This window comes from Microcoleus sp. Pol12A5 (assembly GCF_036701435.1).
Classification (GTDB): Bacteria; Cyanobacteriota; Cyanobacteriia; order Cyanobacteriales; family Microcoleaceae; genus Microcoleus.
The window spans coordinates 1-16,160 of record NZ_JAUBQU010000015.1; the positions used below are offsets into that span (position 1 = coordinate 1).

Annotated in this window: 13 protein-coding genes and 1 tRNA gene; 1 reads left to right on the forward strand and 13 read right to left on the reverse strand. The window is 45.3% G+C overall.

What is annotated here, in order from left to right:
- Nucleotides 1–70: 70 nt before the first annotated feature.
- The 3 genes from QUA45_RS06185 to QUA45_RS06195 form a co-directional block, all read right to left on the reverse strand.
- Nucleotides 71–724 (reverse strand): HAD family hydrolase, encoded by a 654-nt coding sequence (locus tag QUA45_RS06185; protein WP_333219956.1) that lies wholly within the window; start codon nucleotides 722–724, stop codon nucleotides 71–73.
- Nucleotides 725–959: 235 nt separating this feature from the next.
- A complete protein-coding gene (locus QUA45_RS06190; RefSeq protein ID WP_333094800.1) occupies nucleotides 960–1,169 on the reverse strand; it encodes an acetyltransferase in 210 nt (69 codons plus the stop codon).
- A 27-nt stretch (nucleotides 1,170–1,196) separates the two neighbouring features.
- Complete coding sequence (locus tag QUA45_RS06195; protein WP_333219957.1) at nucleotides 1,197–2,363, reverse strand: zinc-dependent alcohol dehydrogenase; 1,167 nt, start codon at nucleotides 2,361–2,363, stop codon at nucleotides 1,197–1,199.
- A 746-nt stretch (nucleotides 2,364–3,109) separates the two neighbouring features.
- Between QUA45_RS06195 and mutS the strand changes: the two genes are divergently transcribed.
- Nucleotides 3,110–5,737: a DNA mismatch repair protein MutS gene (gene mutS, locus QUA45_RS06200; protein ID WP_333094803.1), complete on the forward strand. Its 2,628-nt coding sequence runs from the start codon at nucleotides 3,110–3,112 to the stop codon at nucleotides 5,735–5,737.
- A gap of 191 nt (nucleotides 5,738–5,928) precedes the next feature.
- Here the strand turns inward: mutS and QUA45_RS06205 are convergent, their stop codons facing one another.
- The 10 genes from QUA45_RS06205 to QUA45_RS06250 form a co-directional block, all read right to left on the reverse strand.
- Nucleotides 5,929–6,639: a hypothetical protein gene (locus QUA45_RS06205; protein WP_333219959.1), complete on the reverse strand. Its 711-nt coding sequence runs from the start codon at nucleotides 6,637–6,639 to the stop codon at nucleotides 5,929–5,931.
- A gap of 29 nt (nucleotides 6,640–6,668) precedes the next feature.
- Nucleotides 6,669–7,346, reverse strand: coding sequence for an actin-binding WH2 domain-containing protein (locus QUA45_RS06210; RefSeq protein ID WP_333065673.1), 678 nt, complete (start codon nucleotides 7,344–7,346; stop codon nucleotides 6,669–6,671).
- Nucleotides 7,347–7,761: 415 nt separating this feature from the next.
- Nucleotides 7,762–7,832 (reverse strand) — tRNA-Gly (locus tag QUA45_RS06215).
- Nucleotides 7,833–7,983: 151 nt separating this feature from the next.
- Entirely contained in the window at nucleotides 7,984–10,056 is a 2,073-nt protein-coding gene (uvrC, locus tag QUA45_RS06220) for an excinuclease ABC subunit UvrC (protein WP_333098452.1), read from the reverse strand.
- A 115-nt stretch (nucleotides 10,057–10,171) separates the two neighbouring features.
- On the reverse strand, nucleotides 10,172–10,924 hold the full coding sequence (locus tag QUA45_RS06225) for an amino acid ABC transporter ATP-binding protein (protein ID WP_333149450.1): 753 nt from the start codon (nucleotides 10,922–10,924) through the stop codon (nucleotides 10,172–10,174).
- A 55-nt stretch (nucleotides 10,925–10,979) separates the two neighbouring features.
- The gene (locus QUA45_RS06230) at nucleotides 10,980–12,179 is read right to left on the reverse strand and encodes an amino acid ABC transporter permease (protein ID WP_333098453.1); all 1,200 of its coding nucleotides are present in this window, start codon (nucleotides 12,177–12,179) and stop codon (nucleotides 10,980–10,982) included.
- Nucleotides 12,180–12,195: 16 nt separating this feature from the next.
- Nucleotides 12,196–12,795: a hypothetical protein gene (locus QUA45_RS06235; protein WP_333219961.1), complete on the reverse strand. Its 600-nt coding sequence runs from the start codon at nucleotides 12,793–12,795 to the stop codon at nucleotides 12,196–12,198.
- 50 nt (nucleotides 12,796–12,845) lie between these two features.
- The gene (locus tag QUA45_RS06240) at nucleotides 12,846–14,060 is read right to left on the reverse strand and encodes an ABC transporter permease subunit (RefSeq protein ID WP_333219963.1); all 1,215 of its coding nucleotides are present in this window, start codon (nucleotides 14,058–14,060) and stop codon (nucleotides 12,846–12,848) included.
- A gap of 180 nt (nucleotides 14,061–14,240) precedes the next feature.
- Nucleotides 14,241–15,326, reverse strand: coding sequence for an amino acid ABC transporter substrate-binding protein (locus QUA45_RS06245; protein WP_333098459.1), 1,086 nt, complete (start codon nucleotides 15,324–15,326; stop codon nucleotides 14,241–14,243).
- Between the two features lie 321 nt (nucleotides 15,327–15,647).
- Nucleotides 15,648–15,875 carry a hypothetical protein gene (locus tag QUA45_RS06250; protein WP_190656515.1) on the reverse strand — a complete coding sequence of 76 codons (228 nt, stop codon included), beginning with the start codon at nucleotides 15,873–15,875 and terminating at the stop codon, nucleotides 15,648–15,650.
- Between the last annotated feature and the right edge of the window lie 285 nt (nucleotides 15,876–16,160).

Here is a 16,160-nt window from a genome sequence, read left to right on the forward strand (position 1 = left end):
GACTCATTACCTAGCTATAACTGTTGCCTCGTTTACCTATCTTTACATACTTCAGTCTTTTCAGCCCGACCTACTTAGAATCGTCATAATGCGCCAACAAATCAGCAGGGTGATCGTAAATTGCCGCAGCATTTGCCAGCGAAGCATCATCGAAACCTCCGCACCGAAAAGCAATTACTGGCACCCCGCACTTGCCCGCAGCTTCGATATCGTAAGGAGTATCAGCTAACATCACAGTCTGACTCGCTTCCATCTGCAATTTGCTCAAAGCAGCTTCCACAATATCCGGTTCCGGTTTAGAAGCTTCCGCGTCACTCGATGTCGTCGCTTGATCCAATAAATCGTCAACTTGTGCAGCTTTCAGCAAACCGGAAAGTTCTTCAGTGGTAGCTGAAGTCGCAATAATTAGCCGCAATCCTTCTTGCTGCATTTTTAACAGCAAATCCCGCGAACCGGGGGTTGGAGAAAGTTCGGGAGCAAAGCGGTTAATAATCAGTTCTTTGCGCCGCTGTGCAATCTTTTTCCCGTCGCCTGCTTCGTCGGAAAGTTCTGATACCATTTTGGGTATAACTTTGTCGCCTCCCATACCAATTAGCGGGCGAACTTTCTCGAACGGCACCTCGTAGCCGTAAGCCGCAAATGACTCTACCCAAGCTTGAGCGTGGGCGTCATTGCTGAGCGTGAGAGTACCGTCTATATCGAGAATTACTGCTTGCAATTGCATAACTTATTTGTTGTTAGTTATTAGACTTATTCCAAAAAACTATTTTGTAGTAAAAACTTTAGTCCACAATTATTTAATTAGTCAATCGGAGACGGAAGTCCCCACTACGAACCTTTAGACAGGGACTTCAGTCTCACAGCGATTTTTCGGGGGTTAAGTTGACACCTATGTGCCCTGTTCCTACCCCTAGCTTCCCCTCCCCCCTTGTTAAAGGGGATGGGGAGAATCAGTGGAATCAATGAGTTTGATAATTTTCCTCAGTCCAGCAGCGCGGCAGAGCTTCACCGGAAGGAAAGACTAAATTACTTTTTGGAAAAGTTGCTTTCTCTTGCTCTTCTTGACCAGCTTGATTTTTTCCCGGAACTTCTTGTTTTGTAGGGCTGATTAAAGCATCTACATCGAGGATTTCTATCAAGTCGCCTGATTCTTTTTCTTGTAAAAGCATAGTTTTTCCGTGAAGGGTAAATGCGAGTTAGGGTTTGAGGACAACTTTGATGCAGTTGTCTTTTTTGTTTTTGAAAATGTCGTAGCCGTGGGGCGCTTCATCCAATTTCATTCGGTGCGTAATTACGAATGACGGGTCAATTTCGCCTTTTTGAACGCGATCGAGCAAAGGCCGCAAATAGCGCTGAACGTGCGTCTGTCCCATTTTCATGGTCAAGCCTTTGTTGAAAGCTGCACCTAATGGCACTTTGTCAACGAAGCCACCGTAAACGCCGGGAATTGACACTGTGCCACCCTTGCGACACGCGAGGATTACTTGTCGCAGGGCCGTAGGTCGATCGCTCTCCAACCGCACGGCTTGCTTGGCTTTGTCGTACAAAGCGTCGAGACCGGTACCGTGGGCTTCCATCCCCACCGCGTCGATGCAAGAGTCGGGCCCGCGTCCCCCCGTCATTTCGGTGACGGCTTCCCCGGCGTCTATTTCTTCGTAGTTGATGATTTCTGCTTTGGCCGCGGCCGCCATTTGCAAGCGTTCCGGTATGCGGTCGATCGCAATTACTCGATCGGCCCCCAGCATAAACGCGCTTCTGATTGCAAATTGTCCGACTGGCCCGCATCCCCAAACTGCTACAGTATCCCCCGGCTGAATGTCGCAGTTTTCAGCCGCCATGTAACCGGTAGGAAAGATATCGGTGAGGAACAATACTTGTTCGTCAGAAAGTCCGTCGGGAATTTTTAAAGGGCCGACATCTGCAAACGGAACCCGCGCGTATTCTGCTTGACCTCCTGCATAACCGCCCGTTAAATGCGAGTAGCCAAACAGTCCTGCAGGCGAATGACCGAACATTTTTTCAGCCAGCCCAGCATTGGGGTTGGAGTTGTCGCACAGCGACCACAAATCGCGGTTGCAAAAAAAGCAACTGCCGCAAGAAATAGTAAAAGGAATGATGACGCGATCGCCCTTTTTTAAGTTCTTGACTTCGCTGCCGAGTTCGACTACTTCCCCCATGAATTCGTGACCCAGAATGTCGCCCGATTGCATTGTCGGGATGAAGCCATTGTAGAGGTGCAAATCTGAGCCGCAGATTGCTGTAGACGTGATTTTAACTATCGCATCGCGCGGATTGATAATTGTTGGGTCTGGTACATTATCAACCCGCACGTCATTTGCTCCGTGCCAGCAAAGAGCTTTCATTATTTCGTTCTCCTCTAGTTAACTACTAGCGAACAGATTTTTGATTCTAAATCTTACCTTTACTAAGCCGATAAATTATTCGCTTGGATGTTGTTAATCTTAAGCATATAAAATATTTAGTCTCTCTATCCGAGGTATAATTTATAAATCTATCTTCCGGCTGTTTTAAATAAGAAAAATGTAAAGTTTCTCCTCTAGCTAAAGTGCGGGAGATTTCACATTCTTCTGTTAAGCCCCAAAAGTTATAGCAACCGCACCCGACGGTTAGAACGTTCTTAATTGCTGAAACCGTTGCCTAAGATTGCTTTTTACTTCTCTCATAGATAACTAAAGCTTTCTTCCTTCTCTCTAGATAACTAAAGCCTTCTTCCTTTTTCCTTTTTCCTTCTTCTTTCTTCCTTCAACATCTGCTATAACAGCTAACAACTACATAGCTGAGATTGTTTTTGTCGATCGCCGATCGCTCTCCTCTCACAATAAATAATAATTTCGCACTTGATCTCACTAGGGCGGAGGCTTAAGCTCACATTAGATAAAAAGCGACCCAAAAATTCTCAACTACAAGCGGGTTTATCGATTATTAAGTAGGGTGCGTGACTTTTGTATAGCTCAACACTGTTCCCCAATATGGAGAATCACGCACCCTGCTTAAGGAGGATTAATCGTCAAATATTGTATATTATTTATAGCTAAAAGCCGAGCTTGCGCTAAAGTTGTTAAAGATTAAAATTTATCGATCGCCTTTTATGCCTTACACTGCATCTACCCCAACAGACCCCACTCAACCCAACATCCGCAATGCCGACCACCGCCTACTAGAATTCACCAAGCTGACGCCGATGATGCAGCGGTATGTGGAAGTGAAAGAACAGTATCCCCACGCACTTTTATTGTTTCGAGTCGGAGATTTTTTTGAGTGTTTTTTCCAAGATGCAGTTACTATTTCGCAGGAATTAGAACTTGTTTGTACTAGCAAAGAAAGCGGCAAGGAAATTGGCAGAGTGCCGATGACAGGAGTGCCGCACCACGCCCTCGACCGCTACACTTCAATGTTAGTAGAAAAAGGCTATGCTGTGGTAGTTTGCGACCAAGTAGAAGATGCCTCAATTGCTGCGAAAGAAGGCCGCCAAGTCAAGCGAGAAATTACCCGCATTCTCACTCCCGGAACCTTGACTGATGACGGAATGCTCAAACCCAGGCAAAATAATTTTTTAGCCGCAATTGTGATAGCGGGGGAACATTGGGGATTGGCTTATACAGATATTTCTACCGGAGAATTCGTCACTACCCAAGCCGACACTTTAGAACAATTAACCCTAGAATTGCTGCGCTTGCAGCCTTCGGAAGTCTTGGTACCGACTAATGCGCCGGATTTGGTGACTATGTTGAGACCCGGAGAGAAATCCGAGCATTTGCCCGATTGTTTGCCGAATTCGTTTTGCTATTCTTTGCGATCGCAAATTCCGTTTACTTTGCCCGAAGCAAAACAGAGAATCCTGCAAAAATTCAAAGTGCGATCGCTTGAAGGTATGGGATGCGGCCATTTGCCCCTCGCAGTGCGCGCCGCCGGGGGTTTGTTGCAATATCTCGAAGAAACTCAAAAGGAAAAAGCAGTTTCTTTGCAAAGATTGCATACTTACACTCTCACGGATTTTCTCATACTCGACTACCAAACCCGTCGCAATCTCGAAATTACTCAAACGGTGAGAGATGGGGTTTTTCACGGTTCGCTGCTGTGGGCTATAGACAAAACCAGCACCGCAATGGGAGGCCGCGCTTTGCGCCGCTGGGTGCTGCAACCTTTGCTCAACATTAAAGGCATTTGCGCCCGACATGACACGATTCAAGAATTAGTAGAAAATAACGGCTTGCGCCAAGATTTTCAGCAGTTGCTTCGCCAAATTTACGACATCGAAAGACTGACAGGCCGCGCGGGTTCTGGAACAGCTAGCGCGCGGGATTTGGTCGCTTTAGCTGATTCTCTGGGAAAACTGCCAGAATTAGCCTCGATCGCAGCCCAAGGACGATCGCCATATTTGAAAGCGCTGCAAAATGTACCGCCAATTTTAGAAGAATTAGCAAGTAAAATTCACGATCACTTAGTTGACGAACCGCCGATTCATTTAAAAGAAGGAGGCTTGATTCGAGCGGGAATCAATCCCATGCTAGATGAAATGCGCCACACTGCATCAGCCGACCAAGAATGGATTGCAAATTTAGAAGCAACCGAGAGAAAGCGCACGGGAATTTCTAATCTAAAAGTAGGCTACAATAAAGCTTTCGGCTATTACATCAGCATTACCAAATCAAAAGTAGACCAAGTGCCGAAGGACTACACCCGCAAGCAAACTCTCACCAATGAAGAACGCTACAGCACTGAAGAATTAAAAGAAAGGGAAGTGCGAATTCTGACAGCGCGGGAAGATTTAAATCAATTGGAATACGATATTTTTGCTAAAGTGCGATCGGAGGTAGGAGAACACGCCGAAATTATTCGCAACGTTTCCCGCGCCGTGGCGGCGGCGGATGTTTTGTGCGGTTTGGCAGAAGTAGCAGTTTACCAGAATTACTGCCGCCCGACTATGACAGAAAGTCGGGAAATTAAAATTATTGAAGGTTGTCACCCGGTGGTGGAAAAGTCTTTGCCGCCCGGATTTTTTGTACCTAATTCTGCTTTTTTGGGTCGGGAAGAATCGCTAAACCGCCCAGATTTAATTATTTTAACCGGGCCGAATGCTAGCGGGAAAAGCTGCTACTTGCGGCAGGTGGGTTTGATCCAGTTAATGGCGCAGATGGGCAGTTATGTGCCTGCGAAAGCTGCGAGTTTGGGAATTTGCGATCGTATTTTTACCCGCGTCGGCGCCGTCGATGATTTGGCAACCGGTCAGTCTACGTTTATGGTGGAAATGAACGAAACTGCAAATATTCTCAATCACGCGACGCCGCAATCATTAGTTTTGTTAGATGAAATTGGCAGGGGAACGGCGACTTTTGACGGACTGTCGATTGCTTGGTCTGTGGCAGAATATTTAGCAAGCGAGATTCGGGCGCGGACAATTTTTGCGACTCACTATCACGAATTGAATGAGTTAGCTTCTATTTTGGATAATGTCGCAAATTATCAGGTGACAGTGAAAGAATTGCCGGATCAAATTGTATTTTTGCACCAAGTTCAGCCGGGAGGTGCTGACAAATCTTACGGAATTGAAGCGGGCAGATTAGCTGGTTTACCGTCGTCGGTGATTGACAGGGCGAGACAGGTGATGAAGCAGATTGAGAAACATAGCAAAATTGCGATCGGGCTGCGGAAAGGTGTTAAAAAAGATGGCAAAAAACAGTCGGAGGGCGAACAGTTGGATATTTTTGATGATTAAAATTTACGGTGGTAAAAAAGTTGTAGTAACTTCTATATTGCACCATTTTCAATCAGCTTTTCAGGGGCGGGCAGGATACCCACCCCACAAGAAAATTTAATTTTTGTGGCACAGGCATCCTGCCTGTTCTCGAGCATGGTGCAAGATCTCAGTTACTACTTTTACAACAAACCAGGAACGCTGCAACAAATCTAACGTCCATTTTGCAACTTTCTTACCTCTTTGTGTACGCTCATCCCAATTTCCAAAGCCTCATTTAGCAACCGCCCGTATTCAGTCGCCCGATCGCTCACATCCAGCGCCATCAAAGCAGCTAAATTACTTTCAATATTAGCAAATAGCTCGTAACGGCGACCTATAAATTGCTGATTCTCCCTGAGAATTCTTTCTGTTTTCAAAGCACAGACTAAACTTTCTCTAGTAATTTTTAATGCTTCAATTGCATCTCCTCGGTTAATTAAATTGGCTTGTAAATTACCAGCATCCGTTAGGCGATCGATAATATCTAAAGCCTGAATTACCTCATGATACTTCTCAACTTCATCCAGCAGACCCGCCAGCGTTGCAAGAGGCTTTGCCTTAACCCATTTATAGACATTCCAAGCAACAGTAATCGCCAGCGACAAACCCAAAGTTATTTGTAAAACCCGGACAAATATCTCTGAATCGCTAAATAAACCAACATTATGTTTATTAGCCAGTAAAGCAACAGGCAGCGAAACAACTAATGTCACGCAAAATATCAGCAACTCATTCACCAAAAGAGAAAACAGCTTTTTGCCGTCCCGGAGCGCAGCAGGTCGGTAAAAATCCGCTGCAAAACCGTCGATCAAAGCTATTCCACTCAAATCCTCCAACTCCTTCTCAGAAATTTTTAACTGTTCCAAATCCGCTTCTATCACTCTTCAAAATCTCCTTTAATTGGGATTAATTACGATCCTCCCAGAGACATAATTGATTGCCACAGACTCATATAAAAATTGCTTTCTCGGTCTCGGAACAGTTGAAAAGCCATTCCCGGCGACCCCAAAAACGGTCTCAGCGTCCATCCCAACTGAGTCCCAACAAACGCATAAAGTCCCAACCAAAAGCGCAAAATATTTAGCCTGATGTCTTTGCCTTCCGCATCTTGTTCTGACAGAAAGTGCATTCCTTGATAAATGAAACTTACTCCCAAAAATCCTGTGATTGCCATGATAGCAACATTCAGCAACAGATAAAAATTGTAATTGGTACTGCTTATGAGGAAAAACAAACTAACAGGTGCAAATCCAAACAGCAAAACGCTAATCATTGCCATCGCTGTCATCAACAATGTCAAATACTGCTCAAAAGTTCGTTTTGAACCAAACATCACATTAAAAAAGTAAAGTGTGGGAAAGCAGATAATCAGCGTCAGCAAGTAAAGTGCTGGCAACTTAATTGCTGAAACCAGACATTGCATCCACGTACTAGATGCACCTAATATCGCTCCGTAAATGCCAAAAAATACGGTACTAGAAATCAACAAACCGAAAATTTTAGATTTGAGCTTTACACCTTGGCGAATTTCTTCAAGAAATTGTTGCCGTTCCCGCAGCAAATACATTACTACTGAAAAATATTTCACGGGCTCTCCTTGTGACTGATGCGACTCCGAATCAGTCATAACTCAAGCTGAGTTCGATCGGCAATCTTGCCAAACCAGGGCACTCTATGTTAACTAATTATTCTTGTACCCAGCTCACCGCAAGCTGAGAGGTGGAGGCGTTTTGAGAAATACTTGCCAAGCTAAACGGCTCAAACTGAATACAGTTATGCTTTGTATTCAATTTGTATTCATTTGTCTCCAAATTGTCTCCAAAAATGGCAATCGGGTAGTCATTGGATATTCACTTGATACTCAGTTTGGTCGTTCCGTAGTCAAATCGTAGTCATTTTGTATCCAATTTCTAGTCAATCCGACCCCTCGACAAGCGAAAAAAGCAGCAATAAAAAACCTCAAACCCTTGATTTCTGGTTGGTTTGAGGTTTTTGTAGGCGCAAGCGGGCAGCGGGAATCGAACCCGCATAGTTAGCTTGGAAGGCTAAAGTTTTACCACTAAACTATGCCCGCGCACAGAAACTAAACATACCACAAGCCTCTGGGAATTGCAAGAGATCTGTTCAAAAATTTTGAAGAGCTTCCTCACACTGGCTGAATCGGGACTTGCGCGCCGATCGCCCCCTCGCCCCAAAACTCCCCGTCTCCTATGCTGCGTAAGACTTTACGGGTGGAAATAATCGTAAATTTGCTGCGCCAGACGCGGGCCAATCCCAGAAACTTCTGCCAACTGTTCGGGAGTCGCTAAACGGAGATAGTCGATCGACCGAAAATGTGCCAACAATTGTTTTTGTCGGTGGTGTCCCAATCCGGGAATTTCATCAAGGCGCGATCGCTTCATTCTCTCGCTTCTTCGATCGCGGTGAAAACTCACAGCAAATCTGTGCGCCTCATCCCGCACCCGGCGCAATAATTGTACACCCGGTTGCTCAGAATTAGTTGGCAGCGGCAAAGATTCCCCCGGCAAAAATATCTCCTCTCGCTGCTTGGCCAAACTGACAACGCGCAACTCTTCTAGCAAATTCATTTCCCGCAAAACAGCCACAACGGCTGATAGTTGACCTTTGCCGCCATCTATCATAATTAAGTCTGGTTTGTCGGAAATAGTATGAGAAACCGAGGATAAATTGCTAATTTCTGCCGATTCTTCTAAATCGCTAAATCCATCTTCCATCTTGCCTGCTTCTTCTTCCTTCAATCCTCGGAATCGGCGACCGATAACTTCTGCTAAACTAGCAAAATCATCAGAATGACCCGATTTAATTTCAGGGTTTTTAATTTTGTAATGGCGGTAGTGCTGGTTGGCGGGCAAACCGTCAATAAATACGACGCGGGAAGCTACTGCGTCAGAACCTTGAATGTGAGAAATATCGTAACCTTCAATGCGGCGAGGAACTTCTGGCAAATCGAGAATTTCTGCTAAATCTTCCATTGCTTGAGAATTGCGATCGCTCAATCTTTGCATTCTCGCCAATTCATACTCAGCATTCCGTTCCACCATCTCAATCAATTCTGCCTTAGTTTGCCGTTGCGGGGTCAAAATCGTAACTTTTCGCCCCTTACGGTTGCTCAACCAATCTGCCAATATTTCCGCTTCTGGCAATTCGTACTGCACTGAAATTTCGCTGGGAATTTCTACGGATTCGACATTTTGATAGTGTTCTTCCAACACCCGCTGTAAAATCGCTCCGGCCTCTACCCCCCCTCGTTCCCCCCCTTGCCAAGGAGGGGAGGAAAGAGAAAGTTGAGATAACTCTTGCCCATCTTTTACAAGAGATTGAGATAACTCTTCCCCCCCCGATTGTAGGGGCGGTGCCCCCGTGCCCGCCCTGGGTTGGGAGGGTATTTCCGCCATAAATCCCAATCTTCCGACCAATTGACCGGCCCGAATTTGGAACAATTGGACGCAAGCGTGCTGGGTGTCTGCCGCAAGTGCGATCGCATCTCTGGAAACCGTATCGTCGGGCAAAGACACTTTTTGACCCGCACTCAAAGACTGCAAACCTTTAATTTGATCGCGAATGCGCGCCGCCGTTTCAAAGTTTAAATCTTCGGCTGCTTCTTCCATTTGGGGTTCTAAAATATCGAGTAATTCCTGAGTTCTTCCCTGGAAAATCATCGCTACTTTTTGGATAATTTTTCGGTATTCCTCCGGCGAAGTTAACCCTTGACAAACGCCAACGCAGCGCCCGATGTCGTAGTTCAGACAGGGACGGTCTTTAAACAGCGGTTGAGGGCGCTGCCGCAGCGGGAAAATCCGCTTAATTAAATGCAGCGTACTCCGCAGCGCCCCTGTATCGACGTAGGGGCCGTAATAGCGGTCTTTGGCACTACCTGCGCGGCGCTTGCGGGTGATAAAAATGCGCGGGTATTCCTCCGACCAAGTTATGCACAAATAAGGATATTTTTTATCATCTTTGAGGAGGACATTAAAGTAAGGTTGGTGCTGTTTTACGAGGTTTGCTTCTAATGCTAAAGCTTCTGCTTCTGTGTCGGTGGCGATGAATTCAATTTCGCGCACTTGCTGCACCATCATCGCGATGCGGGGAGTGAGATTTTGGCTTTCGCGGAAGTAGGAACGGACGCGGTTTCGGAGTTTTTTGGATTTACCGATGTAAAGGATGCGATCGCTCTCATCGCGCATTAAATATACACCAGGAACCGCCGGAATTTCTTTGAGGCGACTTTCTAGGCGTTCCGAGTCTTTAACTAACGGCAGAGTTTTTGTGGATGGCATTGCAAGCTATCTCAGCAAAATAGAGACTGATTGTACACTCTTTTATTTTACCTTAATTGTGCGATTTTTACTGGTGCTACCGTCGCAAAACCCACCGATTAAACTTTAAAATCAGTTACAATATCTGAGATAAAAACTTGCGAGTGCGTTCTTCCTTCGGGTTCTGAAAAAACTCTTCTGGTTGGGCTTCTTCCACCAAAACACCGCCATCCATCAATACAATGCGATCGGCAACTTCGCGCGCAAACCCGACTTCGTGAGTCACCACTACCATTGTAATTCCTGTTTGAGCCAAATTTCGCATTACATCTAAAACTTCCCGCACCATTTCCGGGTCTAATGCTGATGTCGGTTCATCAAACAGCATGATTTTAGGCTGCATGGCTAGAGAACGTGCAATAGCGACGCGCTGCTGCTGTCCCCCAGACAACTGTCCGGGATATTTTTTTGCTTGTTCCAAAATTCCCACTCTTTCTAACAGTTGCATCGCCACTTCTTCAGCTTTTTTCTTCGACCAGCGGCGCACCCACACCGGCGCTAGCATGACGTTTTGCAAAACTGATAAGTGGGGAAACAGGTTAAATTGCTGAAACACCATTCCTACTTCGCGGCGAATTGTCTCAATGTTGCGTAAGTCGTGGGAAAGTTCTATTCCGTCGATCGTAATTTTACCTTGCTGGTATTCTTCTAAGGCGTTGAATGTGCGAATAAACGTCGATTTTCCCGAACCCGAAGGCCCCATCACGACAACGACTTCACCTCGGTTTACGGTCATGCTGACACCTCGCAGTACGTGAAATTGTCCGTACCATTTGTGGACGTTTTCTGCTACGATTACTTGTTCTGGGGCTGTTAGTTGAGTTTCCATAATATTTTTTTTATTTTTTAACCGCAGATGAACGCAGATGAAAGTTGATGAGTTTTTAGCGCTGGCCTACTCCTAATGTTCGCTCTATTTTGCGGCTGGCTAGGGACATTGAGTAGCAAAATATCCAATAAATGATGCCTACGAATATGTAAACTTCGGCGTACCTGCCAATATAGGATGGATTTGCTAAAACTGCGCGGGATATTCCGATTAATTCTAACATTCCGAATAGAGATAGCAGGGATGTATCCATGAATAATCCGATGAATTGACCGCCGATCGCCGGAATGACTATTCGCAGTGCTTGAGGCAGTACAATGAGAATTGTAAGCAGGGGTGTATTGAGTCCGATAGACCTAGCTGCTTCTATTTGTCCCCTGGGCACGGCCTGCAAGCCACCGCGCACGTTTTCTGCCAAGTATGCCGCACTAAATAACGTTAATCCAGCAATGGCTCTAATCACTCTATCCAATTTCGGATATTCGGGCGGCAGAAATAATTGCAGCATCACTTGACCTAAAAACAAAATGCCAATTAATGGTAAACCGCGAATAATTTCAATGTATAAGGTTGATAACAGTCTTACAACTGGCAAAGAACTTTGTCTGCCGAGTGCTAGCAATACCCCTAAAGGAAAGGAAAGCACAATACTAATAACTGCTAAAAACAGCGTCAGTACTAAACCGCCCCAATCATTTGTTGACACTTCTGTCAAACCTAACCCGCCTTTAATTAACCACAAAACTATTGGGAAGGAAAGAACCCAAATTGCAGGCATCCAGCCCATGATTTTTGGGTGAATTTGCCTGCCGATGGCATAGCTGGCGGCGGCTGCGATAATAATTCCTAAGAGGTAGAGGCGAGAGGTTAGGTCGATCGGCGAAATGACCGCACCCACAACCGCAGCACCTAGTATAATTAGTAAAGGCGGATTCCAAAGACGTTCTTGCCGCTGAATATTTCCCCAAGTTAATCCTCCCAACAAGGCTATTATGGCCGTTACTATCCACAGCCGCCAGTAGGATTCGCGGGGAAATCTGCCGGCGAAAAATAGCGGCAAGTTGGCTTCTAACACGTGCCACTGAGCTTTTGTTGTTGCCCAAACGATAATTCCTCTAATAGTTTGGAAGGCGATAATTAGGCAAACTACTGTCAGAATGCTGTTGTACCAGGTACTAAATAGGTTTTTGCGCGCCCAATTCCAAGGAGTGGGCGATTCGGTGGCTGGGGGCGGTAATATCGGTATGGTTTCCATAGATTGTGAGTTGTTATTAATTTCTAATACTGTTCGCTAAGATTCCTAAAATTTTATTCACATCTCTCAAATAATATTCACCTAAATCAATTTCAATAATTTGTTCTTGCAACTTCAGGAATTTCCAAACAGTACCTGTAGTAACAGTCCCATAAATCGCAGGAATTTCGTTGCCTTCACGTTCATTAAATATTCTAGCAGCCAACATTTCTGCTACGCACTGTCCCAATCCGCCATTGAGATTTTCCTTTTTGGCTTCTACAATGATAATTATTGGCGCTCTAACAATTAGTAATTCTGGGGAATGGCTTATCAGAAAATCGCAACTTCCATTTAATCCTTTTTCAACATCTACTGTAAAGTCTATTCCCGAAAATAAACTAATTTCCAAGTTTAACTGTTTTCTAAAATCGATCAAAATCGGTGCGATAATCATTTCAGAGCGAGCTTTTTCAGTGTTGCTGCTCAAGGCTAACGGTACATTATCTTTGAGAATTTCTGCAAGTAAGGTACTCGACTCTAATTCTGATACATTAGCGAACATATCAATCTTATCGGAAATCGTTAAATCAAAAGTTTTAGTTACTCGGTCTAAGCTAAAGTCACTGTATGCCATTTAACGCGCTCTACTTTTATTCCCATTAAAATAGATTAAATCTCAACTATTTACCTTTCCTTGATTTGTACAGTTTTATTGTACCAATTCATGAACAGAGAAACTATCAAACTAATTGTTAGATATGTTACCATGATAATTAACATTGCTTCGATCGCCCTACCGGTCTGATTCAACGTCGGAGACCCCACAACAAAATAAACGTCGGGATAAGCAACCGCAACCGCTAAACTCGAATTCTTAGCTAAATTCAGATACTGACTGGTTAAAGGCGGCACAATCACCCGCAAAGCTTGCGGCAAAATTACCATCCGCATCATTGTTCCAGACTTCAGCCCTAAAGACTTTCCCGCTTCCCACTGGCCTTTCGATACTGACTGAATTCCGGCCCGGACAATTTCTGCAATGTAACTGCCAGTATACAGGCTGAGTCCTGTCACCAAGGCGGCAAATTCTGGAGTTAATTTTAATCCTCCTTCGAGTTGCAATTCTGGTGTCAGGCGGGGGAAATCTAGCCGAAAAGGCAGATTTTTAGTGATAATAAAAGCTAAGATTGCACTCAGCCCGATCGCACCTAGAGCCCAAAACAACTGTCTTCCCGGCTTAGCTTCTTCCAACATCACCCGCGCCCGCCACATCCACAGCCCCGCCGCCGCCAAAACTCCGACTGTTACCAAAATCAACCAAATCTCAAAACCCGGCAAAGCCACCGGCGTTGGTACAGCAATGCCGCGATTTGTCAAGTAAATCGGCCCCCTCATCTGCTGATTGTCTTCGACTTTTGGCAGAGAAATGAAAACTGCAAAATACCAGAAAAATAATTGCAGCAATAACGGCGTATTCCGCAAAATTTCTACGTACAAACCAGCCAAATTCCGCACCAGCCAATTGTCGGACAGGCGCGCAATTCCTACCGTCAAACCCGCAACTGTTGCGGAAATAATGCCGATACCAATCACCCGCAGCGAGTTGATTAAACCGACAAAATAAGCTTGCCTGTAACTGTTGGCGGGACTGTAGGGGATTACACTTTCACCGATATCAAAAGATGCTTGGGAATTGAGAAAATCAAATCCAAACGCAATCCCCAGTTGCGAGTAATTAGCACTGAGATTGTCCCAGAGAATGGCAATAACAACTATTACTAAAATTAGGGCGATCGCCTGTCCGGCAATTTTCCAGAAGCGATCGTCCCGCAGCAGTTTTGATATATCTTTAAATTTGGGCAATTTCTGCGATTTGTCCGGTTGAGGTTTGGGGTTCATAAATGTTTAATGTAGAGCGCACTATACCTAACTTTAGCCTGCCTAAAATATCTTGTAGGGTACACCTAGAAAGCACCTTAAAAGTCGTGTAAGCGCGGATTACCTTGCTGTCTAAAATATTTTGTTGGTTAACTGTTAACAGTTAACAGTCAACAGTTAACCGTCAACAGTTAACTAAAATTAACGGAACGGCGGCGAGTAAAGCAAACCGCCATCTTTCCAGAGTCTGTTTTGACCCCGTTCTAACTTGAGTGTACTTTTGGGGCCGAGGTTGCGATCGTACATTTCCCCGTAATTCCCGACTTTCTTCACAACGCGGACTGCGTAGTCGTTCGGGAGTCCCAAACCTTTACCTAAATCTCCTTCTGTTCCTAGCAAACGTTTGACGTTCGGGTCAGTAGTGCTTGCAACAAGTTGGTCTACATTTCCCGAATTAATTCCCAAATCTTCAGCTTCAATCGCAGCAAAAACGATCCATCTCACCGCGTCAGCCCATTTAGGATCGCCGCTTTTCACCGCTGGGGCTAACGGTTCTTTTGACATCACGATCGGCAAAACAACATTATTTTCGGAATTCGGCAGAGTTGTCCGCTTCGAGACTAGCTGCGATCGATCGGCAGTAACACCTTGACAGCGACCTTCTTGATAAGTAGCAAAGACAGCATTCACATCTTCAAACACCACAGGAGTGTATTTAACTCCTAATTTTCGCATTTGGTCGGACAAATTTTGTTCGGTGCTCGTACCTGTCTGCACGCAGATAGATTTGCCCGCAAAATCTTTTAAACTTTTGATGCCGCTGTCTTTTTTGACCATGATGCTTTGAGAGTCATAAAAGATCACCGGGGCAAATTCCAGTCCGGTAGTGCTGTCCCGACTCGCAGTGTAGGTGGTATTGCGACTGAGAATGTCGATTTCTCCCGCCTGCAAAACTGTAAATCTATCTTTAGCGTTGAGTTTTCGGTACTCGACTTTTTCGGGATCGTCAAATATTGCCGCCGCTACCGCCCTGCACACATCGACATCCAGTCCCGAATATTTGCCCTTTTCGTCTACAAAGCTAAAACCCGGCAGTTCGCCACTGACGCCACAAATCAGTTTGCCGCGGCTGACAATTGTATCTATCCGGCTGGAACCTTGTTGCGAGTTGCCACCTGCAGTAGTTGTTGCTGTTGTTTGTCCGATTTGTGCCGATCGATCCCTACAAGATGCCAACGGTGCCACAAATAACACGCTTGCTAGTAGCAGAAATCCCCATTTACGCATAGATTTTAGTAGAACGCTTTCCTGACAATCCTACCTTGTAGCTGTCGAGAACTGTGGCGATGATCTGCGAACTACAACTACCTCCGGCTTCAAATTAGCCATTCTGCATCCGCTGCTGCACTGCGGCCACTGCACCGACTACCCGCCTGTTTTTTTGAGCAAACTGGCAGCCCAGAGTTGGAAACCCGGTTTCCGGCTGGAGGTCTGGTCGTCAAACCTAAGATTTATCCTTGAAACCCGGTTTCTTTTCTGCTATTTCTGCCCAGCGCGAGGGCTCATCGCCCTTCCCTGGAACATTTATACGATTTTGATTGAATTGGCTCACAGTAGCTCTGGTGCTAGCCGCTGCTCAGCTAAATCGCGGATTAGGGAAAGCCGAGACTGGATGTATTCGTCCAACACATCTGCTTCTTTGCCATTAAGCGCAGAGTTCGTCTTTAACTGCTTTAGCAGCCACTGTACCAAGGTCGCATCATCCAAATTGACTAACAAAGTAGCTTGGGTGGTCTCAATTAATGACCAGAGTTGGCGTAACATGACTGGAGTCATAAAACCTCGTTGAGCGTAAATACGCACTTAATGGGCGGGCCTAGCGAAAAGCTAGTCTTGGTGTCTCAAGCCGATAGACGAAAAGTAGCCTCAAAGCTATCGGCTTAATGATTATTTTATATTTGACCACAATAACTTAATACAGTAGTGTCATAAGTTACAACACACAAGATGTTATAAGAGTTCCCAATTCCTTCACATTGAGATAAATATCTTGATAAAAAATTAAAAATCTTTACACGCGCTCGCTCGCGGGGGCTGCCAAGAGCTGTCGGGGATCCGACT